Genomic DNA, 26,215 nt, shown 5'->3' with positions numbered 1-26,215 from the left:
TCCGATCCTCCCTATTTCCGCCGGATCTCCACCCCCTCCCGGGGCGCCAGCGCCGGCTCACCGGACAGGAGGCCGGTCAGGAAATCAACCACGATCTCGCGCGAGGCCTCGGGCAGAGGCCCCGCGCCGGTGCCCGACACGTCCCGGTGCGTCGCCCCCGCGATCACCGCGAACTGCTTGCGGCCATCGGCCGGCAGGTTGTCCCAAGCGGTCAGGCGGGTGGTCCAGTCGCCCTCGACCGCGCGATCGCTGGTGCCGGTCACCATCAGGACGGGCTTCTCGATATCCGCCCAGGCCCCGGCCGGGAACCGCCCGCCAACCCCCTGCGAGGACAGCGCGACATAGGCATCGAACCGGTCGCCGCCGGCGACGCCCATGTTGTTGCGCGCGCCCGCCTCGATGATCGCCGTCTGCGCCCCCATCGAATGCCCGCCCATCACCATCAGGGGCGGCGTGCACCCCGCCGTGGCCAGCACGTGATGCAGCGTGCTGTCGAGGTCGGCGGCACGTTCCGCGTTCACCGAGGCGTCGGTCACCGCCGCCTCCAGCGCCGCCTGCCGGTTGCTGGCATCGAGCACCGCCTTCAGCAGCGGCATCCCCGACGCCGGGTGTCCCATGACCCAGGTGTCGAACCCCGCCCCCGCCGCCGCATGGGCCAGGTCCGACAGCCCCGCCTCGCTGCCGCCCAGCCCGTGCGACAGGATCAGGACCGGCGGGCAGACGCCTTCGGCCGGGTAGTGGTGCACCAGCGGCGCCGCCGGGGCGAGCGTCGGCAGCAGCGAGAGGGCAATTGGGATCAGTCTCAGAAATGCATTTCCGACCATGGGCTTATCGCCTCCAGACCTCGGTGTTTTCGGGGATGTCGTCATAGTCCGTCCCGGCCCCGAGCGCGGCCAGGAACCCGGCCGCCGCGCGGGCGGCGGTGATGCCGGCCGGGTCGCGCGTGCTGGCCGACAGCTGCATGTGGGTGGCGCCGTCGATATAGAGGAAAAGACTGCGCCCGGTCGCGGGCAGCCCCTCGAAGGCGGCCAGCCGGTACTTCCACGCGGCATAGGGCGCGCCGTCATGCGACCCGGTCACGACCAGCACCGGCTTGTCGATCCCGGCCCAGCTGTCCTCCGGGAACTGCGGCCCCAGCCCGGGTGGAGAGATCGCGACATAGGCGTCGAACCTGTCCTCGCCCGCGGTGCCGAAGCGGGTCGCCGCCCCGGCCTCGACCATCGCCATCTGCGCGCCGATGGAATAGCCGCCCAGCACCACCAGCGGCGGCGCGCAGTCGCGCAGGGACAGCGCGTGATCCAGCACCGCGCCGATGGCATCGAGGTGCGCCTGGTTGAAGCCGGGGTCGAGGATCGTCTCCCAGATCGCGCGGTTGGGATCGGCCTCGGCCCGCACCGCGCGGAACGCCGCGGGCCCGGACTGCGGGTGGCCGATCACCCAGGTCTCGAACCCCGCCGCCGCGGTGGCCGAGGCGAGCGGGCGATAGGCCTTCTCGCTGCCGCCGAACCCGTTGGAAAAGAGAAAGATCGGAGGGCAGTCGCCCTCGGCCGGATAGCGTGAAACGGGCGGCAGCGCCCAGGCCGCAAGCGGCACCAGCAGCGCCAGCGCAACCGCGCAGGCGCCGCCCCGGATCACCGGCGCCCCGCCATCATCGACAGGCGGATCAGCGCCCGTTCGACCAGTGCCATGTCCGGCGCCGTCCGCCCGGCCGACCGCAGCTGCAGGTCGGTGTCGGTCAAGAGCGTCAGCGCGTCCTGCAGCTTGATCGCGCCCCAGTCCTGGGCCTGCCGCAGGATGCGGTCGCGGCGCGGGCCAAAGACCGGCGGCCGCAGCCTGCCGATCCCCTCTCCGGGCCCGCCCGGCGCGGCGGCCACGGCGTAGAGCGTCTTGAAATGCCGCATCGCCCCGATGCAGAGCGCCACGCCCTGCACCCCCTGCGCCTGCAGCCGGCTCAGGACCGGGCCGATCTCGCTCGTCCGCGCCTCGGCCACCACGTTCAGCACGTCGTCGATCGCCGCCTCGGTCGAGGCGGGGGCGCAGGCCTCGATATCCGCGCCGGTCACCGGCACCGGGTCGTTCAGCTTGTAAAGCGCCAGCTTCTCGACCGTCTGGCGGAAGTCGCCCGGATCGAGCGTCTGCGCCAGCGCCACGAGGTCGCGCATCGCCTCGTCGTTCAGGTTCGTCAGCCCGCCGTCCTTCAGCATGCCCTCGATCTCGCCCCGGCTGGGCGGGTCGTCGTAGATGCCGACGGCATAGGCGTTGCGGTGGCCCTCGAAGAACTTGCGCAGCTTCGACGTGGCCTTGAGCGTGCCGGCGATCACCACCACCTGCGCGTCACCCGGCGCCCAGTCCTCGAGCGCGGGCAGGATGCGGTCGGCCAGGGCCTCGCCCGCCTCCTCGACCAGCACGACGCGCGGGCCTGGAAAGAACCCGACCGCCTTCATCGCGTCGGCCAGCATCGCCGGATCCTTGCGCAGCTCTCCCGCCATCATGCGGGTCAGGCGCATCTCTTCCTCGCCCTTGGGACCGACCAGCGCCTTGACCACCTGCTGGCGACGGTGCGCCACCCGCATCGCGTCGGCGCCATAGATCAGCAGGCCGGTCTTGTCCGCGTCGGGCCGGGCAAAGTAGCCGGGGGCGTCGCGGGCCGACAGCTTCATGCCGGCAGGTCCGACGCCTGGGCATAGAGCCGCGTCACCAGCAGGTCGGCAAGGATGGTCATCAGCCGCTCGCGCGCATCGCGCCGCGCGGCCTGGGTCGCCACGGTGGTCCCTGTGGTGGAGTAGGAGGTGAAGTTGCGCACCTGCCCCTCCTGCAGGGTGATGTCGGTGGCGGCATCCTTGAGCTTGTAGCGCACCGTGCCGACCACGTTGAACCGCGTCGCCACGTTCGAACTGGTGATCGCCATCCGCTCCTCGTTCACGACGAGGTCGTAGTCGAGCGCGTAGGGCCCGGTCTCGGACCGGCCCAGCCGGGTTTCGAGAGTGCGCACCAGCACGTATTCATCGGGGGTGCCAGGATCGGCCGGCCGCACCTGGCCCTGCAGCGCCGAGCCGCCGCCGCCCGGCCCGTAGACCGGCGTGAACCCGCAGGCGCCGAGCGTCATCAGCCCGGCGCCGAGGGTGAGGAACTTGCGTCGGTCAGGCGACCACATTCACGATCCTGCCGGGGACGACGATCACCTTGCGGGGCTGTGCCCCATCCAGCGCCCTCTGCACATTCTCGACGGCCAGCGCCGCCTTTTCAACCTCTGCCTGGGGCATGTCCTTGGGCACCGTGATCTCGCCGCGACGCTTGCCGTTCACCTGGATCGGCATCGTCACGGAATCCTCGACCATCATCGCCTCGTCGGCCTGCGGCCAGGGCGCCTCGGTCACCATGCCCGCGCCGCCCAGCATCGCCCAGATGTCCTCGGACAGGTGCGGGGTCATCGGCGACATCAGCTGCGCCAGCACCTTGGCCGCCTCGGTCTTGGCCGCGGCACCGGCCTGCGATTTCGACAGCGTGTTGGTGAAGGCGTAGAGCTTGGCGATGGCCGCGTTGAAGCCGAAGGTCTCGACCCCCAGCGTCACGTCGCGGATCGCCTTGTGCATCTCGCGCAGCAGCGCCTCGTCATCCTTGCCCTCGGCCGGGGCCTCGCGGGTTTCGGCCGCGATGCGCCAGACCCGCCCGAGGTGGCGATAGGCCGCCTCGGCCCCCGCGGCGGTCCACTCAACATCCCGCTCCGGCGGGCTGTCGGACAGCACGAACCAGCGCGCGGTGTCGGCGCCGTACTGGTCGATGATCGCCACCGGATCGACGACGTTGTTCTTCGACTTGGACATCTTGGCCGAGGGGATGATCTCCACCTCCGTCCCGTCCTTGAGGAAGCCCTTGCCGTCCCGAAGGTCGACATCCTCGGGATAATGGTAAACGGGCCGCCCGTTCGCGTCTTTGGTCTGAAAGATCGCGTGGGTCACCATGCCCTGGGTGAAGAGCGCGTCGAACGGCTCCTTCGACTTGGCCGGCAGGTGGCCGCAGATGTGCATCGCCCGCGCGAAGAAGCGGGAATAGAGCAGGTGCAGGATCGCGTGCTCGATGCCGCCGATGTACTGGTCGACATTCATCCAGTACTCGGCGTCCTCGGCCACGGTCGGCGTGTCGGCACGCGGCGCGGTGAAACGGGCGAAGTACCACGAGCTGTCCACGAAGGTGTCCATCGTGTCCGTCTCGCGCTGCGCCTTGCCGCCACAGGACGGGCAGGCGCAGTCGCGCCAGGTCGGGTGCCGGTCCAGCGGGTTGCCCGGCACGTCGAAGGTGACGTCATAGGGCAGCTCGATCGGAAGGTTCTCCTTCTTCTCGGGCACCACGCCGCAGGTCGGGCAATGCACCACCGGGATCGGCGCGCCCCAGAACCGCTGGCGCGAGAGGCCCCAGTCGCGCAGGCGGAACTTGGTCACGCCACGGCCGACGCCCTTTTCCTCGCAGAGCGCGATGGCCGCGTCGATGGCCTGCTGGCCGGTCGCGATCTCGTCCCAGGCAAAGGCGCGGGTCCAGCGGACCTTTTCGGTCTTCTGGGGCACATAGGCCTCGCCCGCCGGATAATCGCCTTCGAGCGGCTCGAAGGTCGGGATGATCGGCAGGGCGTATTTGGTTGCGAACTCGAAATCCCGCTGGTCATGCGCGGGCACGCCAAAGATCGCGCCGGTGCCGTAATCCATCAGGATGAAGTTGGCGATGTAGACCGGCAATTCCCAATCGTTGTCAAAGGGATGGCGGACCTTCAGGCCGGTGTCATAGCCCAGCTTCGGCGCCGTCTCGATGGCCTCTTCGGTGGTGCCGCCCTGCCGCGCCTCGACGCAGAATGCCGCGACCTTCTCGTCGTGCCGCTCAAGCTCCTTGGCAAGCGGGTGGTCGGGCGAGATGCCGACGAAACTGGCGCCCATCAGGGTGTCGGGGCGGGTGGTGTAGACCTCGATCCGGTCGTGGCCATGGGTCGCCTCGACCATCCCGAACGAGAATTGCAGCCCGCGCGACTTGCCGATCCAGTTGGCCTGCATCGTCTTGACCTTGGCCGGCCAGTCATCCAGCCCGTCGAGCGCCTCGAGCAGCTCGTCCGCCATGTCGGAGATGCGGAAGAACCACTGCGTCAGCTCGCGCCGTTCGACCAGCGCACCCGACCGCCAGCCGCGCCCGTTCTCGACCTGCTCGTTGGCCAGCACGGTCATGTCGACCGGATCCCAGTTCACCACCGCGTTCTTGCGGTAGACCAGGCCCTTGTCGAGGAAATCGAGGAACAGCGCCTGCTGCTGGCCGTAGTATTCGGGGTCGCAGGTGGCGAACATCCGCGACCAGTCGAGCGAGAGGCCCAGCGGCTTCATCTGCCCGACCATCGTGTCGATGTTCTGGTAGGTCCAGTCCTTGGGGTGCCCGCCGTTCGCCATCGCCGCGTTCTCGGCCGGCATGCCGAAGGCGTCGAAGCCCATCGGGTGCAGCACGTTGTGCCCGGTCGCCCGCTTGTAGCGCGCCACCACGTCGCCCATCGTGTAGTTGCGCACGTGGCCGATGTGGATCCGGCCCGAGGGGTAGGGGAACATCTCGAGCACGTAGTATTTCGGCCGCGACGGGTCACGTTCGGCGCGGAAGAGTCCCGCGTCGTCCCATGCCTTCTGCCATTTCGCCTCGATCGTCGCGGGGTCGTAGCGCGTCATCCCCTGCGCTCCTTGGTCTATTTCCGTTTCAGCGGGTGATATGCGGCAATTCCGCAAGGGTCCAGTGGCTTTCCCGTGACACGCGGCGCCGGACGCTTTTCCGCAAGGTCCCTGCCGCTATAAAGGCCGGACTAGGGAACAGGGCGCCATGGACATCCTCTTTATCCACCAGAACTTTCCCGGCCAGTTCAAGCATCTCGCCGTGGCGCTGGCCGCGGCCGGGCACCGGGTGGTCGCGCTGACCCTGCGGGTCAAGGCGCCCACCACATGGAACGGAGTCCGCATCCTGCCCTACGCGATCAAGAGCAAGGCCGGCCAGCACACCCACCCCTGGGTCACCGATTTCGACACCAAGGTCACGCGGGGCGAGGCCTGTTTCCGCGCCGCCCTGCGGTTGAAGAGCGGCGGCTTCAGCCCCGACCTGATCGTCGCCCATCCCGGCTGGGGCGAAAGCCTGTTCCTCAAAGACGTCTGGCCCGGCGTGCCGATGGGCCTCTACTGCGAGCTCTACCACCTCGCCGACTATCCCCACCTCGGCTTCGATCCCGAATTCGAACGCGGCGATCCCCTGGCCGAGCCGCTGCGCATCCGGATGAAGAACCTCAACAACGACCTGCACTTCGACCTGGCGCGGGCGGGGATCAGTCCGACGCGGTTCCAGGCCGACACCTTTCCGCCCGCCTTCCGCGACAGGATCAGCGTGATCCACGACGGCATCGACACCGACGCGCTGCGCCCCGACCCGGCGGTGCGCTTCGCGCTCGACGACGGCCGCATCCTCACCCGCGACGACGAGGTCATCACCTTCGTCAACCGCAACCTCGAACCCTATCGCGGCTACCACGTCTTCATGCGCGCCCTGCCCGCGCTGCTGCGCGAACGCCCCGACGCGCAGGTGCTGATCGTCGGCGGCGACGGGGTGAGCTACGGCGCCACGCCACCCAAGGGTCAGAGTTGGAAGGAGATCTTCCGCACCGAGGTTTGGGACGACATTCCCCCCGAGGCGCGCGCGCGGGTGCATTTCCTGGGCCGCATCCCCTATGACCGCTTCACCGCGCTGCTGCAGGTCGCGCGAGTCCATGTCTACCTGACCTACCCCTTTGTGCTGTCCTGGTCGCTCTTCGAGGCGATGAGCTGCGAGGCCGCCATCGTCGCCTCGGACACCGCCCCCGTGCGCGAGGCGATCATCCATGACGACACCGGGCGGCTGGTGGATTTCTTCGACCGCGACGCCCTGGTGGCCGAGGTCTGCGCCCTGCTCGACGACCCGGCCGCGCGCGACAGGCTCGGCCGCGCCGCGCGGGCGCACGTGCGGGCCGGCTACGACCTGCGGACGCGCTGCCTGCCGGCGCAGATGGACTGGGTCGAGGGGCTGGCGGCGGACAGCACAGGCTGACGCGCGCCCCGCGACAACGAAAAAGGGCGACCTGTCGGCCGCCCCCTGAATTCCGTATCCGTACAAAGGCTCAGAGCGCCCCGTCGGCCACCCGCATTTGCCGGGCGCGGGTGAGGATCGCATCCTCGATCGCCCGCTGGGTCGAGGCGCTGACCGGTCGGCCCGACCGGTTCTGCACCGACACGTTCAGCGACCGCGCCTCGAGCGCCGGATCGCGGATGTAGACCGTGGCGCGATAGGCGCTGCCGCCGCCCGGGGGCACGCCGTATCCGGTGACGATGACCCCGGTGAAGGGATCGACCGACTGCACCGGCAGGAAATCCAGAACGTCCAGCGAGGCATTCCAGAGATACCGGTTCACGCCGATCTTGGTGCCGTCGTCACGCTGCTTGAACAGGTCGAAGATCGAGGTGCCGTCGCCCTCTTCGATCGGGTTGCCGCTGTTCGGAAAGCGTTCGCGCCGGTACTCGGTCTCGGTGATGTCTCCGGAACTGAACCCGCCAAGCGGGTTGGTGCCGCCGCCGCCACAGGCCGCCACGATCACCACAAGCAACATCGCTGCCGCCAACCTGAAAACACGAGTTATTTTCATGCGCTGCCCGCTCCCATCGTGTGGCCTCCCTCCTACCCAAGCCCCTTGCACGGGGCAAGTCAATTTCACCCCGCCCCCGGGTCGCGCGGCCCATGGCAGGCCCGGTGCCGGACGCCACGCGGCATCACTGTGACATTGGTGCACCAATTTTCAGCCCAAACCGGCAGAGGGGCTGCGCATGCTTGCCTTCGAGACATGAAAAGAGCGAAAGACCTGCCATACCCAAATCGGATTCCCCGTTTTGGGGTGACTGAGAAACCGAGGGAAAACGATGAAAAAAGTTCTCTTCGCAACGACCGCGCTGATCGCCACCGCCGGTGTGGCCGCTGCGGACGTCAAGCTGAGCGGCTACGGCCGTATGGGCATCTACTACAACGAAAGCGCTTCGACCGAGACTTCCTTCACGTCGCGCTTCCGTCTGAACATCGACGGCACCACCACTGCTGACAACGGCGTCACCTTCGGTGCTCGCGTTCGTCTGCAGGGCAACAGCGGCACCGACGGCTTCACCGACGCACCGGCGTTCGGCGCAGCTCGCTTCTACGCGATGACCGGTGGCCTGACCGTTGCTGGCGGCAACATCCTGGGCGCCATCGACTCGATGCCGAACCTGTACCACGGCTCGATCGGTCTGACCGGCCTGTCGTACCAGAACGTCGTGACCGACTTCAACGCAGACGACTTCGTCTCCTCGGGCGACGCACGTTCGGGCGTGGAAGTCATCTACGAAGCCGACATGTACACCGTGCACGCGTCGTACTCGGATCCGGAAGGCATGGCACCGGGCGAGCAGTCGCGCATCGCCGCAGCTGTTTCGGGCACCTTCTCGGGCTACACCCTGGCTCTGGGCTACCAAGACTCCAACTACGGCCCCGACGTTGAGTTCGTCGTGACCGCAGGCGGTTCCTTCGGCCCGGCTTCGGTTGCTGGCCAGTTCGCTCAGGACCACAATGGTGACAACCAGTACACCCTGAGCCTGGAAGCCGACGTTGCAGCAGCAACCTCGATCCAAGCCTACTTCAACTACTCCGAAAAAGAAGCCACCGAAGAATCCTACGGTATCGGCTTCAAACAAGACCTCGGCGGCGGCGCATCGCTGCGCGGCGGTGTTGTCTCCGACAACGACGTCGTCAAAGCCGACCTGGGTGTTCTGTTCAACTTCTGAGTTGGACAGGGATTTTCCCGGAAGGGCAGGCCTCAGGGCCTGCCCTTTTTCGTTGTGGCGGCGGCATCCCGACCGCGCCCCTTGCCTGGCGGGCTTTCCGCGCGCATCCTGACGCCATGACACCCCGCCTGCGCCCTTTCCTGATCCCGCTGCTTCTGGCCGCCGGTCCCCTGGCCGCCGAACCGGGCCTGACGCTGTCCGGCGGCGCCGCCTTCGGCGTGACCTTCGACGACAGCGCCAGCCGCAAGACCGACGGCTACGGCCTTCTCGACATCGACCCGGTGGCCCGGATCGAGCTCGACAACGGCCTGATCCTCGGCGCCCAGACCCGCATCCGGGCCGAGAACCGGCAGAGTGCCGAGGCCGCCGCCCCGCGATTCTTCATCACCACCGGCCGCCCGCGCGACCTGCCCCGCCGCTAGGCTTTCCTTCCGCGCCGATCTGGTGTTCTCTCCGCCCGCCGCCCGAAGGAGAACCGCCATGTCCCTGTCCGAGATCCAGTCCCAGATCGCCAAGGCCGAGGCCGAGGCCGGCCGCCCCGCCGGGTCGGTCAGGCTGATCGCCGTCTCCAAGATGCAGCCCGACGAGGTGGTCGAGGACGTGCTGAAGCAAGGCCACCGCGTCTTCGGCGAGAACCGCGTGCAGGAGGCCGCCGGCAAATGGCCGCGCTTCCGCGAGAGCTATGACGGGATCGAACTGCACATCATCGGGCCCCTGCAGACCAACAAGGCGCGGCAGGCGATGGAACTGGCGCAGGCGATCCATTCGCTCGACCGGCCCAAGCTTGCCACCACGATCGCCCGGCTGGCGCAGGAGATGGGCCAGTGCCCGCAGCTCTTCATCCAGGTCAACACCGGCGAAGAGCCGCAGAAGGCTGGTGTCCTGCCCGCCGAGACCGACGCCTTTGTCGCGGACTGTCGCGCGCTTGACCTGCCGGTGGCGGGCCTGATGTGCATCCCCCCGGTCGAGGAAGAGGCGACGCTGCATTTCGCCCTGCTGGCCAGGATCGCCGAGCGCAACGGGCTGGATGGCCTGTCGATGGGCATGTCCGGCGATTTCGACCGGGCGATCCGTCAGGGCGCCACCCATGTCCGCGTCGGATCGGCCATCTTCGGCGCCCGCGACGGGCACTGAGCCCAGGCCGCAAAGACAGGCAGGAACCTTGGCGCGCCTGTCCCGTTGGTGGGGCAGGCCGTGCGATCCGCCGGCCGGAAAATCGAAAACCTGACAAACTCAAGGAGGTCCGTGATGAACGTCACAACCCCCGAGAGGCAGTTCACCAAGGTGGACGCCTATCCCACGCGGCTGCGCGAAGGTGAGAGGCTGAGCGACCGGCTCGACCCGGTGCTCTGGTCCGACTGGCACGACGAGGCCCCGATCACCCGGGCAGAAGCCGAACACTACCGCGACAAGGGCTACCTCGTCCGCAAGGACGCCTTCAGCTCCGAGGAGCTGAAGCTTCTGATCGAAACCTCGGCGCACCTGCGCGAGGACCCGTCCGGGATCGCGCGCGACGACCTGATCTCCGAACCGGAGAGCGACGCCGTGCGCACCATCTTCCGGCTTGATGCGCACTCGCCGCTCTTCGACCGGCTGGCTCGGGATGCGCGGGTCGCGGGCGTGGCGGAATTCCTGCTGGGCGACCAGGTGTACCTGCACCAGTCGCGCCTGAACTACAAACCCGGCTTCACCGGCAAGGAGTTCTACTGGCATTCGGATTTCGAGACTTGGCATGCCGAGGACGGGATGCCGCGGATGCGGGCGGTGTCGGCCTCGATCCTGCTGACCGACAACTCCGCGCTGAACGGCCCGCTGATGCTGGTGCCGGGGTCGCACAAGACCTTTGTCGCCTGCCAGGGCGAGACGCCGGACCAGAACCACAAGACCTCGCTCAAGGCGCAGAAGGTCGGCGTGCCCCAGCCCGCGACGATCACCCGGATGGTGAAGGAGCTCGGGCTCGACGTGGCCACCGGGCCGGCGGGCACGATCGTCTTCTTCGACTGCAACACGCTGCACGGGTCGAACGGCAACATCACGCCCGATCCCCGGTCGAACGCCTTCTTCGTCTACAACGCCATGTCGAACCTGGTGGGAGAGCCCTTTGCCGCCGACCGGAAACGGCCGGACTTCCTGGCGAACCAGGGTCGGCCGTTGCCCGACCCGATCGCTCCCGTGACAGGGGTGATCCGCCGCAGTTGAGCCTGTGCGTGGGCTGGGCGGCTGCCCGGTCCACGCCGAAAGTGGTGTCGGCCTACCCCGGCACCACCACGCGCGTTCCGGGTACGACCCGTTCCGCGATCCAGCGCAGGTGGTCGCGGCGGAACGCGATGCAGCCCGCCGTCGGGAACCCCGGCCGCCGCCACTGGTGCAGGAAGATCGCCGACCCGTGCCCGGCCTGCGCCTCGGGCCAGTTCCAGTCGGTCGCCAGGATGATGTCGTAAAGCGGATCGGCGCGGCGCAGGCGCTCGTCCGTGCCCTCGACCGGACCGCGCACCAGGTGATTGTAGTCCGGGTGCCCGTCCACGTCGCACCAGACATCAAGCGGACCGATCGGCCGCGCCCAGGGCTGTGGCGGCGCGATCCGGTCCGGGCGGTAGAGCATGGCGACGATCTCGTGCACGCCGACGGGCGTGCCACCATCGCCTTCGCGCTTGTCCGCCACCACGCCGCCGCGCCCCACGGTGCAGGGAAAGAGCCGGCCCATGAAGCGCACGCCGCCGGGGGTAAGGACAAGATCGCCGGGCGTCACAGCAGGTGCCCCGATTTCTTTGCCTTGGTTGCGAGGTAGGCCCGATTGTGCGCGTTCTCGCCCACCTTCAGCGGCACCCGTTCGGTCACGGCGACGCCGGTCTTTTCCATCATCGCGATCTTGGCTGGGTTGTTGGTCAGCAGCCGCACGGACTGGAACCCCATCCGTTTCAGGATATCCGATCCCAGACGGAAATCCCGTTCGTCATCCTCGAACCCCAGCCGGTGGTTCGCCTCGACCGTGTCGAAGCCCTGGTCCTGCAGCGAATAGGCCCGCATCTTGTTGGCCAGCCCGATCCCGCGGCCTTCCTGGTTGAGGTAGAGCAGCACGCCCGCGCCTTCCTCTCCCATCTGTGCCAGGGCGCCGCGCAGCTGCGGGCCGCAGTCGCATTTCAACGATCCCAGCAGGTCGCCGGTGAAACAGGCCGAATGCAGCCGCGCCAGCACGGGCTTGTCGCGCGGGGGGCGGCCGATCTCGACGGCGTAATGCTCCTCGCCGCCGTCCTCGGGGCGGAAGACATGCACGCGCCCGGCCTCGGACACTTCGAGCGGCACGCGCGCGGCCACGACCGGGTGCAGGGGGCTGGCATCGTCGATCACGGCGGCGGCGCGGGTGGCGTCGATCAGGGTCAGCCCCTCGCGCGTGGCGAACCCGGCGGGATCAACGAGGTCCGCGACCACCACGGCGGGCAGGATGCGCGCGCTCTTGGCCAGTTTCAGCCCCAGCCGGTGCAGGTGCGCCGGGCCGCCGCGCGCCGCGGTCAGGGGGCCCTTCATCGGCGATCGCAGGTCGTCCTTGGGATCGGCGATGGCCACGACCCAGGGCAGGGTCGCATCGGCCGGCAGCTGGATCCGCGCAAGGTCACCGTCGTAGGGCCGCGCCTTGAGCGTGGCCGCCCGGCGCGCGGTGATCGCCAGGACAGGGTCGCCGCCAAGCGCCAGCACGTCGGTCAGGCGGGCGGGCGACAGCGTCTCGGCCGCCAGCACAAGGACACCGTGATCGGAATCGGCCAGCACCACGCCCAGCCCCATGCGCAGGTCGGCGCGGGCGCGGGCGAGCATTTCGGTCAGGTCGGGGGCAAGACTCATGGGCCGCTCCAGGCTGCGGATACCCCCCGTATCTAGCGATTGGGTTTCGGATTTGAAACATTCGACGGGCGACGGACACGACCGCGTGAGAGATTTGCAGCAAACCTTGCCGGATCCGTGAGTGATGGCGATGTCCACCGCGAGACAAACGGAGGGCCCCTGAATGGGACAGCTCAGAAAGATACTGCTGGTCGACGACGAGGACGACCTGCGCGAGGCACTCAGCGAGCAGCTGGTGATGACCGAAGATTTCGACGTGTTCGAGGCCGGCAACGGCTCAGAGGCGATGCACCGGGTCAAGGACGGTCATTTCGACCTGCTGATCCTCGACGTGGGCCTGCCCGACACAGACGGGCGCGAGCTCTGCCGCCTGATGCGCAAGCAGGGCGTCAAGGCGCCGATCATCATGCTGACCGGCCACGACAGCGACGCCGACACGATCCTGGGCCTCGATGCGGGCGCCAACGACTACGTGTCGAAACCGTTCAAGTTCCCGGTCCTGCTGGCCCGCATCCGCGCACAGCTGCGCCAGCACGAGCAGAGCGAAGACGCGATCTTCCAGCTTGGGCCGTACACCTTCAAACCGGCGATGAAGATGCTCATCACCGAGGACGACAAGAAGATCAGGCTGACGGAGAAAGAAACCAACATCCTGAAATTTCTCTATCGCGCCTCGGAGGGCGTGGTCCCGCGTGATATCCTTCTTCACGAAGTCTGGGGCTACAACGCCGGTGTGACGACCCACACGCTGGAAACTCACATTTATCGTTTGCGCCAGAAAATCGAGCCGGATCCGTCCAACGCCCGCCTTCTTGTGACCGAATCAGGCGGATATCGTCTGGTTGCGTAAGGAAATCCGGACCTGACCTTCGCAACCGTTTGGTGTTAACGTAAGGTCAGACTCGGGTGATCCCGCGCATGACCGGGTTATGTCATGCATACCTCCCTGTTGGACTGGCCCGGGCTTTGCCCGGGCCTTTTTTGTCCGCCACGGCGATGCCGGAAACGCCGCGGGGCCACAGCGTCACATCCGCACCCGATCCCGCCTTTTCCTTGCGGCATCGGCCCGGTTCGCTAGAACCGCCGGAAACGACGGAGAAAGCCGATGACCCAACCCCATGTGCTGATCGCCGGCGGCGGCATCGGCGGACTGGCCACCGCGCTGACGCTGCACCAGATCGGCGTGCCCTGCACGGTGTTCGAATCCGCCCGCACGCTGCGGCCGCTGGGGGTCGGGATCAACCTGCAGCCGAACGCGGTGCGCGAACTGATCGACCTCGGGCTCGACAGCGCGGCGCTGGACGCAATCGGGCTGCCCTGCCGGGAATGGGCGCTGGTCGGGCTGAACGGCAACGACATCTATGCCGAACCCCGCGGGCGTGAGGCCGGGTACAACTGGCCGCAGTACTCGGTCCACCGGGGCCGGCTGCACATGCTGCTGGCCGACACCTTCCGCGCGCGGGCCGGCGCGGATGCGCTGCGCCTCGGCCACCGGGCCACGGGCTACCGGCAGGATGGCGACGGTGTGACCGTCACCTTCGACACGCCCGACGGCCCGGCCGAGGTGACCGGAAGCCTGCTGATCGGCGCCGACGGCATCCATTCGGCCATCCGCGCCCAGATGCACCCCGGCCAGCCGCCGATCAACTGGGGCGGCGCGCTGATGTGGCGCGGCACGACGCGGGCGAAGCCGATCCGCACCGGCGCCTCGTTCGTCGGGCTGGGCACGCATGAGCACCGGATGGTGATCTACCCGATCTCGCACCCCGACCCCGACACCGGGCTGGCCGACATCAACTGGATCGCCGAGGTCACGGTGGACGCCAGCGCCGGCTGGCAGGGCACCGGCTGGTTCCGCGAGGTCGGCGTGGAGGAGTTCGTGCACCACTTCGAGGGCTGGAACTATGACTGGCTCGACGTGCCCGCGCTGATCCGGGGGGCCGACGTGGCCTACGAGAACCCGATGATCGACCGCGACCCGATCCCGACGTGGTGCGACGGCCGCGTGCTGCTGGTCGGCGACGCGGCCCATGCGATGTATCCCACGGGATCGAACGGGGCGAGCCAGGCGATCATGGACGCCCGCCTGCTCGGGGCCGGCCTGCTCGACCACGGCGTCACCGCTGGGGCGCTGGCCGCCTTCGACGCGCGGCATTGCGGCCCGGTGTCCGAGCTGATCCTGCGCAACCGCGGCGCCGGGCCCTTCGGCCTGCTGAACCTTGTCGACGACCGCTGCGGCGGTGAATTCGACGACATCGACGCCGTCATCCCGCCCGCCGAGCGCGAGGCCTTCATGGCCCGTTACAAGGCCGCCGCGGGCTTTGCCATCGAGGCGCTGAACGGGGCCCCCGCCACCATCGCGCCGGGCCGCCGGATCGCCGCCTGAGCGTCAGATCGCGAAGACCGCCTCAGCCAGCATGGCGCGGACCTGGCCCGCGACCCCGTGCAGGTCGTCATTGTCGATCCCGGTCATCGAGGCGACCGGGTCGACCGCGCTGACCTCGACCCCGCCGTCGATTTCGCGCAGGATGACGTTGCAGGGCAGCATGGCGCCCACCTTGGGCTCCATCCCGATCGCCTGCCAGGCCATGCCAGGATTGCAGGCGCCGAGGATGGTGTAGCGCGGCATGTCCCTGTCGATCTTCTTCTTCATCGTGGCCTGCACGTCGATTTCCGTCAGCACGCCGAAGCCCTTGTCGGCGAGCGCGGCGCGGGTGCGCGCCTCGACATCGTCAAACGTCGCGCCGGTGATCACGCGGTCGATGGTGTAGCTCATCATCCTGCCCTCCTGAGGCGTCCGGCCGCTTCGGCCGGTCACGCACCACCTTATCCCATGTGCCGGTCCCCGCGTTGACATGGCTCAAGATCTCCGCCCCTGCACCCCGCCCGAGGCGCCGATGCCGCTACGGCATTGACCGTCCCCCGCGCGCCGTTACGCTGCAATGCAGAAAACCGGGCGACTCGCCCCCGCACGATCCGGAGGCCGCCCGTGGGTATCCTGACCATCGTTCTCGCGCTGATCCTGCTGATGGTGCTGGCCTACCTCGGCGCGTCAATCCTGCTGATCGCGCCGGTGCTCGCGATGCTGGCCGCCGGTCTCGCCGGCCTGCCGGTGCTGGCCAGCTACACCCAGGTCTTCATGGTCAACACCGGGGACTTCATCGTCGCGTACTTCCCGCTGTTCCTGCTGGGCGCGATCTTCGGCAAGCTGATGGAAAGCAGCGGGGCGGCCAATGCCATCGGGCAATGGTCGATCCGCACCTTCGGTGCCTCCCGCGCGATCCTGGCCATCGTGCTGTCCTGCGCCCTGCTGACCTATGGCGGCGTGTCCCTGTTCGTCGTGGCCTTCGCGGTCTATCCGCTGGCGGCCTCGATCTTTCGGCAGGCGGACATCCCGGCTCGGCTGATCCCTGGGACCATCGCGCTTGGCGCCTTCACCTTCACCATGACCGCCCTGCCCGGCACGCCCGCGATCCAGAACGCGATCCCGATGCCGCATTTCGGCACAACGCCCTTTGCCGCACCCGTCCTCGGCATCATCGCGGCCATGGTCATGTTCGGGGTCGGCTACGCCTGGCTGCAATGGCGCGCGGCGACCGCCCGGGCGGCGGGCGAAGGTTACGGCATCGAGGTGCCGGTCAGCGCGCCTGACCTGGCCACCGTCCGGCACGAGGCGCAGGGCGAGGGCTTCGATCTTGCCGAACTCGACGCGCCGAGCACGCAGGAAATGCCCTTTGCCAAGGCCATCGCCCCCATCGTCCTGGTGCTGGTGCTGAACCTGGTGATGTCCAAGCTGGTGCTGCCGGCGACGGACCTCTCCTACCTCGCCGAACCGCTCTGGGGCGAGGTCGGGCCCGGCGACGTGATCGGCGTCTGGTCCATCGCCGTGTCGCTCTGCTGCGCCTGCCTGTCGGTGGTGCTGCTGAACCCCGGCCAGGCCCGCGCGCTGGCCGGTGCGACCAACGAGGGCGCGAATGCCGCCGTGCTGCCGATCTTCAATACCGCCTCGCTCGTGGGCTTCGGCGCGGTCATCGCCGCCCTGCCCGCGTTCGAGCTGCTGCGCGACGCGGTCCTCGGCATCGCGCCGAACAACCCGCTGATCTCGCTCTCCATCGCGGTCAACATCCTCGCCGGGATCACCGGCTCGGCCTCGGGCGGGATGAGCATCGCGCTCGACGCGCTTGGCCAACAGTACCTCGAGATGGGACTGGCCGCCGGGATCGACCCCGCGGTCCTGCACCGGGTCACCACCGTGGCGACCGGCGGCCTCGACGCGCTGCCGCACAACGGGGCCGTCGTCACGCTGCTGACGATCTGCAACATGACGCACGCGAAATCCTACCTCGACATCTTCGTCGTGGCGCTCCTCGGGCCCCTGCTGGCGCTGGTGACGATCGTGGCGATCGCGAGTTTCTGAGGGGGATATCCCGACCAAAACAAAAGGCGCCCGAAGGCGCCTTGTGTACTTGGTCGGAGTGAGAGGATTCGAACCTCCGGCCCCTGCCTCCCGAAGACAGTGCTCTACCAGGCTGAGCTACACTCCGACCGTGGCGGGCGGATTAACCCGAACGCCGGGGTTTGACAAGGGGCCGCGGGCGCTACGCGGGGGAATATTCCGTCATGCCGCCGGAGGGTGGCGCTGCGGCCAGCCGGTGGCGGCGTGATAGGCCTGCCCCAGCTGCAGAACGCCCAGATCATCGCCGTAGCGGCCGACGATCTGGATGCCGATCGGCAGGCCCGCGGCACTGAACCCGGCGGGGGCGCCGAGGGCGGGAAAGCCGCCAAGGCTCGCGGGAATCACGCATTCCATCCAGCGGTGGTAGGTGTCGAGCTTCGTGTCTCCGATTCGGGTCGGGTGCCGGTCGCCCACCGGGAAAGGGAAGCACTGCGCGGTCGGCAGGATGAAGGCATCGTAGGCGGCAAAGAGGTCCGCCGCCGCCGCGTGCCAGCGCGACCGGATGGTGCTGGCCCGCAGGATGTCGTTCGACGAAAGGGCCAGGCCGCGCTCGACCTCCCAGATCGCCTGCGGCGGCAGCTGGGTGCGGGTGCGGGGATTGGCGTAGAGCGGGCCGAGCCGCCCCACCACCGAGAAGCTGCGCAGGGTGGTCCAGCTGTCCCAGAGCTCCGCAGCCGGGAAGGGCGACGCCACCTCTTCGACCGTGCAGCCGAGATCGGCAAAGACCTGCGCGGCGGCGGCGCAGAGCGGCAGGACGCCCTCCTCGGTCGGCCAGGCCCCGCCCCAGTCGCCCATGAACGCGATGCGGCGCCCCTTCACGTCCGTGTCGACGCGGCCGGCGAAGCTGTCGGGCACCGGGCCGAAGGGGGCGCGGGGGTCGGGCCCCGCCATCACGTCGAGCAGCAGCGCCAGGTCCTCGACGTCGCGGGCCATCGGGCCCATGGTCGAGAGCGGGTGCATCACCACGTCGCCGCCCGGGTCCGGCGGGATCCGTCCCCAGGAGGGGCGGAAGCCGTAGACGTTGTTCCAGCCCGCGGGGTTGCGCAGGCTGCCCATGGCGTCCGACCCGTCGCAGAGCCACTGCATCCGCATCGCGAGCGCAGCACCGGAACCGCCGGAGGAGCCGCCGGCCGAGCGGTCCGGGGCATAGGGGTTCAGGGTCGGCCCGAAGACGGGGTTGATCGTGTGACTGCCAAGGCCGAACTCGGGGCTGTTCGCCTTGCCGATGAAGATCGCGCCCGCCGCCCGCATCCGTTCTACAAAGAGATCGTCTGCCGGGGCCGTCGTCCCCTCGGTGATCGGAGAGCCCATCGAGGTGCGCATCCCCGCGACATTGGCGAGGTCCTTGACCGCGATCGGCAGGCCGAAGAGCGGGCCCGTCGGCCCGCCCGCGGCCAGCGCCGCATCGGCCGCCGCCGCCTCGGCCATCAGGGCATCGCGGTCCCGCAGGCTGACCAGCGCATTCACCCGGTCGTTCACCGCCCCGATCCGGTCCAGCACGGTGGCCATGACCTCTGCGCAGGTGACCTCGCGCGCCTGGATGCGGCGGACGACCTCGCGTCCGGAGAACTCGATCAGGGTCATGGGGCGTTCCTTCCTCGGTGGTGTGCGGCGCACTGTTTCACGCTTTCCTGGGGCCGTCAGCCCCGGAACGCATCGCTGCAGGACCGTGCATCCCGGGCAGCCGCCGCGCCCTTTCTCTGGCGTGGCGGGTCGCCCTGTCCTAGGATCCCGGCAGTCAGTCCGCCCCCCGGAGGCCCTTCGTGATTTCCCGCGTTCTCAACACCCTCGCCGCCCTCGCCCTCACCTCGACCGCCGCCATGGCCGCGCCCTGCGGCAACACCTCGGCCGGGTTCGAGGCATGGAAATCCGCCATCGCGCAAGAGGCCGCCGCGGCCGGGATCGGCGCGCGCGGACAGCAGGCGCTGGCGGCGGCGCAATATTCGCACGGCACCATCGGGGCCGACCGGAAACAGACCGGCGTGCGCTATTCCCTGCAGGATTTCATGCGGATACGGGGCACCGACGCGATCGCCAGCATCGGCCGGCAGAAGAAACGCGCCAACCCCGAGTTTTACGCCGCGCTCGAACGGATCTACGGCGTGCCCTCGGGCATCCTGCTGGCGATCCACGGGATGGAATCGGGCTTTGGCAACACTTTCGGCAAGTACCCCGTCATCTCGTCCATCGCGACGGTGGCCTACGATTGCCGCCGGTCGGCGTTCTTCACCGAACACCTGCTGGCGGCGCTGCAGATGGTGGACCGGGGCTGGCTGGCCGCCAATGCCATCGGCGCGGCGCATGGCGAGATCGGGCACACCCAGTTCCTGCCCGCCAACGCGGTGCGCTATGGCCAGGACGGCAACGGCGACGGGCGCGTGGACCTTTACAACCTGACCGACGCCATGGCATCGACGGCCAACTTCCTGCGGCAGAAGGGCTGGCGGCCCGGCGAGAGCTACCAGGAGGGCAGCCACAACTTCAGGGTTCTAGACGAGTGGAACGCGGCGACAGTCTACCAGCAGGCCATCGCGCTGACGGCGGCGCAGATCGACCGGTAACGCCCGCGGCCGCCGGACGCTGGCGTGTCCTCGCCCTGATCTGCATCGGCGTGATCGGGGTCATGACGACCTGGTTCTCGGCCACCGCCGTGGTGCCCGAACTGACCCGCGCCTGGGGGCTGACCCCGTTCGAGGCCGCCTGGCTGACCAATGCCGTCCAGATCGGCTTTGTCATCGGCGCCGTGGGGTCGAGCCTGATCAACCTGCCCGACATCGTGCGGATGCACCGGCTGATGGCAGTGGCGGCGCTGGTCGCGGCGCTGGCCAACGCCTGGCTGCTGACCGGGCCCGGCTTTGGCGGGGCGCTCGCGGCGCGGCTCGTGACCGGCATGGCGCTGGCCGCGGTCTACCCGCCCGCGCTCAAGCTGATGGCGACGTGGTTCGTGGCGGGGCGCGGCCTGGCGCTCGGCTTCCTGATCGGGGCGCTGACGCTGGGATCCTCGGTGCCGCACCTCTTCCGTGCGCTGACCGCCGGGATCGACTGGCAGGCGGTGGTGATCGCGTCGTCGCTGGCCAGCCTGGTGGGGGCCTTCCTGATCGTGCTGACGGTGCGCGAGGGGCCGCATGCCTTCGGCCGGGCGACCTTTGACCCGCGCCAGTGCCTGCGGGTGATCCGGGAGCCTGCCGTGGCGCTCGCCAACCTCGGCTACTTCGGACACATGTGGGAGCTCTACGCCATGTGGGCCTGGTTCCTCGCCTTCGCGACGGCGGCCTCTGCCAACCTCGTCGCGGTGCCCTTCGGCTCGGCCTCGATGATGACCTTCGTGGTGGTGGCCTCGGGCGTGGCGGGGTGCATCCTCGGCGGGGTGCTGTCGGACCGGATCGGGCGCTGCCTGACCACGGCGGGGATGATGATCTGCTCGGGCTGCGCGGCGCTGCTGATCGGCTTTGCCTTCGACGGGCCGGCCTGGCTGCTGGCCCTGATCGCGCTGGTTTGGGGGATCACGGTGATCGGCGACAGCGCGCAGTTCTCGGCCGCGGTGACGGAACTGGCCGACCCGCGCTTCGTCGGCACGGCGCTGGCGCTTCAGCTGGGGATCGGGTTCGCGCTGACGGTGCTGGCGATCTGGGCGCTGCCGCTCTTTGCCGCGTGGATCGGCGGCTGGCAATGGGCCTTCCTGATGCTGGTGCCCGGGCCGGTCATCGGCACCGCCGCGATGCTGGCCCTGCGCGCCCGGCCGGAGGCCGCGCGGATGGCGGGCGGGCGACGGTAGCGATGCCCGAGATCACGATCAGACCGGCAAGGCCCGAAGAGGCGGACGCCCTGGCCGAACTGCGTGTGATAGCAATGCGTCCCAGCCTCGAGGCGCTCGGCCGCTTCGATCCGCAGAGGGCACGGGCGCGGTTTCTATCGGGATTTGTGGCGGGCGACACCTCGGTTATCCGGATCGACGCCGACCTTGTCGGTTTCTACGTGCTGCGGCGGCGCGAGACCGAGCTCTATATCGACCATCTCTATGTCGACCCGGCGCGGCAGGGCACCGGGCTGGGCCGCAGCGTGGTCGCCAGCATCATGGACGAAGCGCGATCCCTGGACATCCCGGTGCGCCTGATGGCACTGAAAGGCAGCCCCGCGAACGACTTCTACAAGCGCCACGGGTTCATCGAGACCGGCAGCGATGCGTTCGACATTTTTTACGAATGGCAGCCGTCCGGGGCCTGATCAGAGCTCGGCGTTGGCCTCGGCGCGGCTCTTGCCGGTGAGGTCCATCGCCAGCGTGGCGGCCATGAAATCGTCGAGGTCGCCGTCGAGCACGCCCTGGGTGTCGGAGGTCTCGTGGTTGGTGCGCAGGTCCTTCACCATCTGGTAGGGCTGCAGCACGTAGGACCGGATCTGGTTGCCCCAGCCGGCGGATCCCTTGTTCTCGTGCGCCTCGTTGATCGCGGCGTTCCGCTTGTCGAGTTCGAGCTGGTAGAGCCGCGATTTCAGGGCCTTCATGGCGATGTCGCGGTTCTGGTGCTGCGACTTCTCGGACGAGGTCACGACGATACCGGTCGGGTGGTGGGTGATCCGCACGGCGGAGTCGGTGGTGTTCACGTGCTGACCGCCCGCGCCGGACGACCGGTAGGTGTCGATCCGGATGTCCGAGGGGTTGACCTCGATCTCGATGTTGTCGTCGACCACCGGGTAGACCCAGACGCTCGCAAAGGACGTCTCGCGCGTGCCTTTGCCGAAGGGGCTGATCCGGACAAGGCGATGCACGCCGCTTTCGGATTTCAGCCAGCCATAGGCGTTGTGACCCGAGATCTTGTAGGCGATCGACTTGATCCCCGCCTCGGCGCCCGCTTCCTCGGACTGCAGCTCGACCTTGTAGCCGCGCTTCTCGGCCCAGCGGACATACATGCGTTGCAACATGTTGGCCCAGTCGCAGGCCTCGGTGCCGCCGGCGCCGGCGTTGATCTCGAGGAAGGTGTCGTTGCTGTCGGCCTCGCCGTTCAGCAGCGCCTCGAGCTCCTTCTCGGCGGCCTTTGCGCGGAGCGCCTTGAGCGCGGTTTCGGCCTCGGCCACGACGTCGTCGTCGCCCTCTTCCTCGCCCATCTCGATCAGCTCGACGTTGTCGTCCAGCTCCTGCCGGATGCCGTCGTAGGTGGCGAGGCTGTCGACCAGCGTCTGGCGGTCGCGCATCAGCGCCTGCGCCTTTGCCGGATCGTCCCAGAGGTTCGGGTCCTCGACACGCGCGTTGAATTCCTCCAGCCGGTGCTGGGCGGTCTCAAGGTCCATCCGCTGGCCGAGCAGTTCGAGGCTCTTCTCGATGTCGGCAACGATGTTCTGGGCTTCCGCGCGCATGGGGGTCTTCCTCTGGATCTGGCCTGCCTGATACCGCACAGCCCGGGGACGGACAAGCCGGGTGCGGATCGGGTCACCGGGGGATGCGCCGGGCGCGGGCGCCCGGATCCGCGGTCAGTAGAGCCCGCCGGAACTCAGCGTGCCGAAATCGGCCTTGGGCCCCACCACCGCCTTGCGGCCAGTCGACGTGGTGACCTCGCGGCCTTCTTCGGACGGCTGGACCTCGTCGAAGAGCGGCAGGTTCTGCCCCATTGCGAAACCGCCGTCGAAGGAGATGCCGAAGAGCGGTTCCTGGCCATCGCGGAAGTACTCGGCCACCACGTTCTCGCCCTGTGCTTCGTCGGGCAGGCGGGCGCCGGTGTAGCGGTCGATCTTGATGAAATGGCCGCCCGGCGGGATGCGGAACTTGCCGCCGCCGTACTTGGTCACGGCCTTTTCCATGAAGCGCTGGAACACCGGCCCGCAATAGCCGCCGCCCGAGGCGCCCCGGCCCAGCGGGCGCGGTTCGTCGTAGCCGATGTAGCAGCCCGCCACGATGTTCGAGGTGAAACCGATGAACCAGACGTCCTTGGCATCGTTGGTGGTGCCGGTCTTGCCCGCCGTCGGCACGCCCAGGTTCACCGCCCCGGCGGCGGTGCCGCGCTGCACCACGCCCTGCATCATCGAGGTCAGCTGGTAGGCGGTGACCGGGTCCATCACCCGTTCGCGGTTCGACACGATCCGGGGCGCGTTGTCGCGCGGCAGGTTCGGGTCGGCGCAGTCGACGCAGTCGCGCTGGTCGTGGCGATAGATCGTCTTGCCGTTGCGGTCCTGCACCCGGTCGACCAGCGTCGGTTCCACCCGCTCGCCGCCGTTGGCGAACATCGCGTAGGCGGCGACCATGCGGTAGAGCGTCGTTTCCTCGGAGCCAAGCGCGTTCGCGAGGTACGGCCCCATGCTGTCGTAGACGCCGAAGCGTTCCGCGTAGGAGGCGACGACATCCATGCCGACCTCCTGGGCGAGGCGAACGGTCATCAGGTTCCGCGACTTCTCGATCCCGGTGCGCAGAGGCGTCGGGCCATAGAACTGGTGGCTGGCGTTGGTCGGGCGCCAGATGCTCGACCCGGTGTCGATCTCGATCGGGGCGTCGATGATGATCGTCGCGGGGGTATAGCCGCTGTCCAGCGCCGAGGCATACACGAAGGGCTTGAAGCTCGACCCCGGCTGGCGCAGCGCCTGGGTGGCGCGGTTGAACACCGAATGCTGGTACGAGAACCCGCCCTGCATCGCGATCACCCGGCCGGTGTTCACGTCCATCGCCATGAAGCCGCCTTCGACCTCGGGCACCTGGCGCAGGGACCAGCGGATGAATTCGCCCGATCCGTCCTTGGTCATCCGACGGACATGCACCACGTCACCGGGCTTGAAGTTGTCGCGGAACGATCCCTTCATCCAGCCGATGTCGTCGCGCGGGACGACCGGCGGCTCGGCCTCGGACGCGGCGTCCTCGATCCCCAGGCGCATCTGCTGGTCGCCGACCTCGAGCACCACGGCCGGGTGCCAGGTGCCGTCCTGGTCGATGTCGCGGGCGACGTCGGTGGCGGCCAGTGCGGCGCGCCAGGCGTCTTCGCTGCCCAGCTGATCCTCGGGAATGGTCTTGCCGGTGCCGCGCCAGACACCCCGGTTGCGGTCGTACTGTTCCAGCTGGGTGCGCAGGGCATGGGCCGCCTCGACCTGCATCTCGGGGTCGATGGTGGCGCGGACGGCGAAACCGCCGGTCAGGAATTCGCCCTCGCCGAAGTCGCGCGACAGCTGCCGGCGTATTTCATCGGTGAAATAATCGCGCGGCGGCAGGGCCGACTTGAAGCTCTCGAAATCGCCGTTCTGGACGGTCCTGAGCGGCTTGACGACCTCTTCCTCGTAGACGGCCTGCGTGATGTAGCCGTTGTCCAGCATCTCGCGCAGGACGTAGTTGCGCCGTTCGACCACGCGCTCCTTGTTGCGGACCGGGTGGTAGTCGGACGGCGCCTTGGGCAGCGCGGCGAGGAAGGCGGCCTCGCTCGGGTCAAGCTGGCCGAGGGTTTTGTTGAAGTAGGTCTGCGCGGCGGCGGCCACGCCATAGGAGTTCTGGCCCAGGAAGATCTCGTTCAGGTACAGCTCGAGGATCTTTTCCTTCGACAGCGTTTCTTCCAGGCGGGTGGCGAGGATGATCTCCTTCACCTTCCGCTCGACCCGGCGGGAGCCGTCGAGCAGGAAGTTCTTCATCACCTGTTGGGTGATGGTCGAGGCGCCGCGAACGTCCTTGCCCCTTGATTTCACGGCATCAACCGCCGCGGCGACCATGCCGCGGGTGTCGTAGCCGCCGTGGTGGTAGAAGTTCTTGTCCTCGGCCGAGATGAAGGCCTCCTTCACCAGGTCGGGAATCTCCTCGGCCGGGGCGTAGAGGCGGCGTTCGACCGCGAATTCGTCGATGATCCGCCCCTCGCCGGAATAGATCCGGCTGATCGTCTTGGGCTGGTACTGGGCCAGGCTCTCGTGGCTGGGCAGGTCGCGGCCGTAGACCCAGAAGATCGCGCCGATCGACAGGGCCACCACGCCGACACCAAGGGTCAGCATCGTGAAGATGCCGCCGAAGAAGGACAAAATGAATCGGATCACAACGGGCCCCTAGGAACTGCAGCCCACTATATAGGGCCAGCGACGCTCCGGTGCAAAACACAAGCGCTCGAAATGGCGGCGGGCTGCCGTTTCCGGCCGCGATTGTCACCGCGGCGTGATCGGCGCCCGCTTGGCCTCGCCCTTGCGGCGGCGCTGCCGGAGCCGCGACAGGACGCCCGCGCGCAGGAAAGTGCCCGTCTCGAACCGCGACCGGGTGTGCAGCACCGGCGCAGTGGCCGACACGCGACCCTCGCGCAGCACGATGTAAAGCCCGCTGCCGACCACGACGGTCGCCCCGACGAAGGTGTTCATGTCGGGGAATTCGGCAAAGAAGAGGGCGCCGTAGAAGGTGGCCCAGAGGATCTGCGAGTACTGCATCGGCGCGACGATCACCGCCTCGCCGTGGCGGTAGGCCTCGATCATCAGGGCGGCGGCGGCAAAGGCCATGATCGCCATCAGCGCCTGCAGCCCGAGGTGCGGCAGCGGCATCGGCTGGTAGACGAAAGGCAGCGCCGATCCCATCACCACGAACTGCGCCAGCATCGGGTAGAGCAGGAGGACGACGCTCCGCTCCTCGCGCCCGATCTTGCGCACGATGACCGAGGCGAGCGAGGACGAGATCGCCGCCAGCAGCGCGGCAAGGTGGCCGAGACCCAGCTCGGCCTCGCCGGGCCGCAGCACCACCATCACGCCGCAGAGGCCGATGATGACGGCCGTCCAGCGCCGCAACCGGACCTTTTCGCCGAGGATCGGGATCGAGAAGACGGTGACAAGCAGAGGTGCCGAGAAGAGGATCGCGTAGGTCTGCGCCAGCGGCAGGACCGAGAAGGCGTAGAAGGCGCAGACGCCGGTGGTGACGGCGGCGGCGGTCCGGCCCAGCGTCCACCACGGATGCACCGGGCGCAGGGTGCCCGGCTGCACGTCGCGGATCAGCATCAGCATCGCCATCGGAAAGCCAAAGAGCACGCTGAAAAAGACGATCTGGAAGGCGCTGTAATGAGCGCCGAGGGTCTTCACCACCACGTCATGGGTGGCGAAGATCCCGAAGGCCAGGAGGGCGGTCAGCGCGCCCCGCGCGTTCGATGTCATGGCG

General features: G+C 68.4%; 24 protein-coding genes and 1 tRNA gene. 11 read left to right on the top strand and 14 right to left on the bottom strand.

Annotation, left to right across the window (positions count from 1 at the left end; translation table 11 throughout):
• Nucleotides 1-11 precede the first annotated feature (11 nt).
• The 5 genes from ACE2AC_RS14880 to leuS are packed head-to-tail and all read right to left on the bottom strand — an operon-like array spanning nucleotide 12 to nucleotide 5,690.
• Nucleotides 12-824 (bottom strand): alpha/beta hydrolase family protein, encoded by an 813-nt coding sequence (locus ACE2AC_RS14880; protein WP_375688221.1) that lies wholly within the window; start codon nucleotides 822-824, stop codon nucleotides 12-14.
• 4 nt (nucleotides 825-828) lie between these two features.
• On the bottom strand, nucleotides 829-1,635 hold the full coding sequence (locus ACE2AC_RS14875; RefSeq protein ID WP_375688220.1) for an alpha/beta hydrolase family protein: 807 nt from the start codon (nucleotides 1,633-1,635) through the stop codon (nucleotides 829-831).
• Entirely contained in the window at nucleotides 1,632-2,660 is a 1,029-nt protein-coding gene (holA, locus tag ACE2AC_RS14870; protein ID WP_375688219.1) for a DNA polymerase III subunit delta, read from the bottom strand. Before holA ends, ACE2AC_RS14875 begins: the two co-directional genes overlap by 4 nt.
• Nucleotides 2,657-3,154 carry an LPS assembly lipoprotein LptE gene (gene lptE, locus ACE2AC_RS14865; RefSeq protein WP_375688218.1) on the bottom strand — a complete coding sequence of 166 codons (498 nt, stop codon included), beginning with the start codon at nucleotides 3,152-3,154 and terminating at the stop codon, nucleotides 2,657-2,659. Before lptE ends, holA begins: the two co-directional genes overlap by 4 nt.
• Entirely contained in the window at nucleotides 3,141-5,690 is a 2,550-nt protein-coding gene (gene leuS, locus ACE2AC_RS14860) for a leucine--tRNA ligase (RefSeq protein WP_375688217.1), read from the bottom strand. Before leuS ends, lptE begins: the two co-directional genes overlap by 14 nt.
• Before the next feature lie 148 nt (nucleotides 5,691-5,838).
• On the opposite strand from leuS, the gene ACE2AC_RS14855 reads away from it, so the two are divergent.
• A complete protein-coding gene (locus ACE2AC_RS14855; RefSeq protein ID WP_375688216.1) occupies nucleotides 5,839-7,086 on the top strand; it encodes a glycosyltransferase family 4 protein in 1,248 nt (415 codons plus the stop codon).
• A gap of 70 nt (nucleotides 7,087-7,156) precedes the next feature.
• Here ACE2AC_RS14855 and ACE2AC_RS14850 read toward each other — a convergent pair whose 3' ends face one another.
• Entirely contained in the window at nucleotides 7,157-7,642 is a 486-nt protein-coding gene (locus ACE2AC_RS14850) for a DUF3576 domain-containing protein (RefSeq protein ID WP_375688215.1), read from the bottom strand.
• A 307-nt stretch (nucleotides 7,643-7,949) separates the two neighbouring features.
• Here ACE2AC_RS14850 and ACE2AC_RS14845 point away from each other — a divergent pair, with 307 nt between their 5' ends.
• From ACE2AC_RS14845 to thpD, 4 genes are all read left to right on the top strand, one after another.
• The gene (locus ACE2AC_RS14845) at nucleotides 7,950-8,843 is read left to right on the top strand and encodes a porin (protein ID WP_375688214.1); all 894 of its coding nucleotides are present in this window, start codon (nucleotides 7,950-7,952) and stop codon (nucleotides 8,841-8,843) included.
• Nucleotides 8,844-8,959: 116 nt separating this feature from the next.
• A complete protein-coding gene (locus ACE2AC_RS14840; RefSeq protein ID WP_375688212.1) occupies nucleotides 8,960-9,265 on the top strand; it encodes a hypothetical protein in 306 nt (101 codons plus the stop codon).
• A 58-nt stretch (nucleotides 9,266-9,323) separates the two neighbouring features.
• Nucleotides 9,324-9,977 (top strand): YggS family pyridoxal phosphate-dependent enzyme, encoded by a 654-nt coding sequence (locus ACE2AC_RS14835; protein WP_375688211.1) that lies wholly within the window; start codon nucleotides 9,324-9,326, stop codon nucleotides 9,975-9,977.
• A 114-nt stretch (nucleotides 9,978-10,091) separates the two neighbouring features.
• The gene (gene thpD, locus ACE2AC_RS14830) at nucleotides 10,092-11,042 is read left to right on the top strand and encodes an ectoine hydroxylase (RefSeq protein ID WP_375688210.1); all 951 of its coding nucleotides are present in this window, start codon (nucleotides 10,092-10,094) and stop codon (nucleotides 11,040-11,042) included.
• 52 nt (nucleotides 11,043-11,094) lie between these two features.
• Here thpD and ACE2AC_RS14825 read toward each other — a convergent pair whose 3' ends face one another.
• On the bottom strand, nucleotides 11,095-11,592 hold the full coding sequence (locus tag ACE2AC_RS14825) for a L,D-transpeptidase (RefSeq protein ID WP_375688209.1): 498 nt from the start codon (nucleotides 11,590-11,592) through the stop codon (nucleotides 11,095-11,097).
• Nucleotides 11,589-12,680, bottom strand: a complete 1,092-nt coding sequence (ribA, locus tag ACE2AC_RS14820; protein WP_375688207.1) for a GTP cyclohydrolase II — start codon at nucleotides 12,678-12,680, stop codon at nucleotides 11,589-11,591. The genes ACE2AC_RS14825 and ribA overlap by 4 nt, the downstream gene beginning before the upstream one ends.
• A gap of 163 nt (nucleotides 12,681-12,843) precedes the next feature.
• On the opposite strand from ribA, the gene ACE2AC_RS14815 reads away from it, so the two are divergent.
• Both ACE2AC_RS14815 and ACE2AC_RS14810 read left to right on the top strand, forming a co-directional pair.
• A complete protein-coding gene (locus tag ACE2AC_RS14815) occupies nucleotides 12,844-13,530 on the top strand; it encodes a response regulator transcription factor (RefSeq protein WP_375688206.1) in 687 nt (228 codons plus the stop codon).
• 255 nt (nucleotides 13,531-13,785) lie between these two features.
• Nucleotides 13,786-15,066, top strand: a complete 1,281-nt coding sequence (locus ACE2AC_RS14810) for a flavin-dependent oxidoreductase (protein ID WP_375688205.1) — start codon at nucleotides 13,786-13,788, stop codon at nucleotides 15,064-15,066.
• 3 nt (nucleotides 15,067-15,069) lie between these two features.
• On the opposite strand, the gene ACE2AC_RS14805 is transcribed toward ACE2AC_RS14810, so the two are convergent.
• Complete coding sequence (locus ACE2AC_RS14805) at nucleotides 15,070-15,456, bottom strand: DUF302 domain-containing protein (RefSeq protein WP_375688204.1); 387 nt, start codon at nucleotides 15,454-15,456, stop codon at nucleotides 15,070-15,072.
• A gap of 213 nt (nucleotides 15,457-15,669) precedes the next feature.
• Here ACE2AC_RS14805 and ACE2AC_RS14800 point away from each other — a divergent pair, with 213 nt between their 5' ends.
• Nucleotides 15,670-17,097, top strand: coding sequence for a GntP family permease (locus ACE2AC_RS14800; protein WP_375688203.1), 1,428 nt, complete (start codon nucleotides 15,670-15,672; stop codon nucleotides 17,095-17,097).
• Between the two features lie 50 nt (nucleotides 17,098-17,147).
• Here the strand turns inward: ACE2AC_RS14800 and ACE2AC_RS14795 are convergent.
• Both ACE2AC_RS14795 and ACE2AC_RS14790 read right to left on the bottom strand, forming a co-directional pair.
• Nucleotides 17,148-17,224: transfer RNA gene (locus ACE2AC_RS14795), tRNA-Pro, on the bottom strand.
• A gap of 74 nt (nucleotides 17,225-17,298) precedes the next feature.
• Complete coding sequence (locus tag ACE2AC_RS14790) at nucleotides 17,299-18,720, bottom strand: amidase (protein WP_375688202.1); 1,422 nt, start codon at nucleotides 18,718-18,720, stop codon at nucleotides 17,299-17,301.
• 182 nt (nucleotides 18,721-18,902) lie between these two features.
• On the opposite strand from ACE2AC_RS14790, the gene ACE2AC_RS14785 reads away from it, so the two are divergent.
• From ACE2AC_RS14785 to ACE2AC_RS14775, 3 genes are all read left to right on the top strand, one after another.
• Nucleotides 18,903-19,697, top strand: a complete 795-nt coding sequence (locus tag ACE2AC_RS14785) for a lytic transglycosylase domain-containing protein (protein WP_375692117.1) — start codon at nucleotides 18,903-18,905, stop codon at nucleotides 19,695-19,697.
• 62 nt (nucleotides 19,698-19,759) lie between these two features.
• The gene (locus ACE2AC_RS14780) at nucleotides 19,760-20,911 is read left to right on the top strand and encodes a nitrate/nitrite transporter (RefSeq protein WP_375688201.1); all 1,152 of its coding nucleotides are present in this window, start codon (nucleotides 19,760-19,762) and stop codon (nucleotides 20,909-20,911) included.
• 2 nt (nucleotides 20,912-20,913) lie between these two features.
• Complete coding sequence (locus tag ACE2AC_RS14775; RefSeq protein WP_375688200.1) at nucleotides 20,914-21,360, top strand: GNAT family N-acetyltransferase; 447 nt, start codon at nucleotides 20,914-20,916, stop codon at nucleotides 21,358-21,360.
• Here the strand turns inward: ACE2AC_RS14775 and prfB are convergent, their stop codons facing one another.
• The 3 genes from prfB to ACE2AC_RS14760 form a co-directional block, all read right to left on the bottom strand.
• Entirely contained in the window at nucleotides 21,361-22,485 is a 1,125-nt protein-coding gene (gene prfB, locus ACE2AC_RS14770) for a peptide chain release factor 2 (RefSeq protein ID WP_375688199.1), read from the bottom strand. It abuts the gene before it with no gap.
• 114 nt (nucleotides 22,486-22,599) lie between these two features.
• On the bottom strand, nucleotides 22,600-25,122 hold the full coding sequence (locus ACE2AC_RS14765) for a penicillin-binding protein 1A (RefSeq protein WP_375688198.1): 2,523 nt from the start codon (nucleotides 25,120-25,122) through the stop codon (nucleotides 22,600-22,602).
• A 105-nt stretch (nucleotides 25,123-25,227) separates the two neighbouring features.
• Nucleotides 25,228-26,211, bottom strand: a complete 984-nt coding sequence (locus tag ACE2AC_RS14760) for a DMT family transporter (protein ID WP_375688197.1) — start codon at nucleotides 26,209-26,211, stop codon at nucleotides 25,228-25,230.
• Between the last annotated feature and the right edge of the window lie 4 nt (nucleotides 26,212-26,215).

The organism is Pseudooceanicola sp. LIPI14-2-Ac024 (assembly GCF_042188925.1).
Classification (GTDB): Bacteria; Pseudomonadota; Alphaproteobacteria; order Rhodobacterales; family Rhodobacteraceae; genus Pseudooceanicola.
This window is presented reverse-complemented; position numbering and strand designations above follow the sequence as displayed.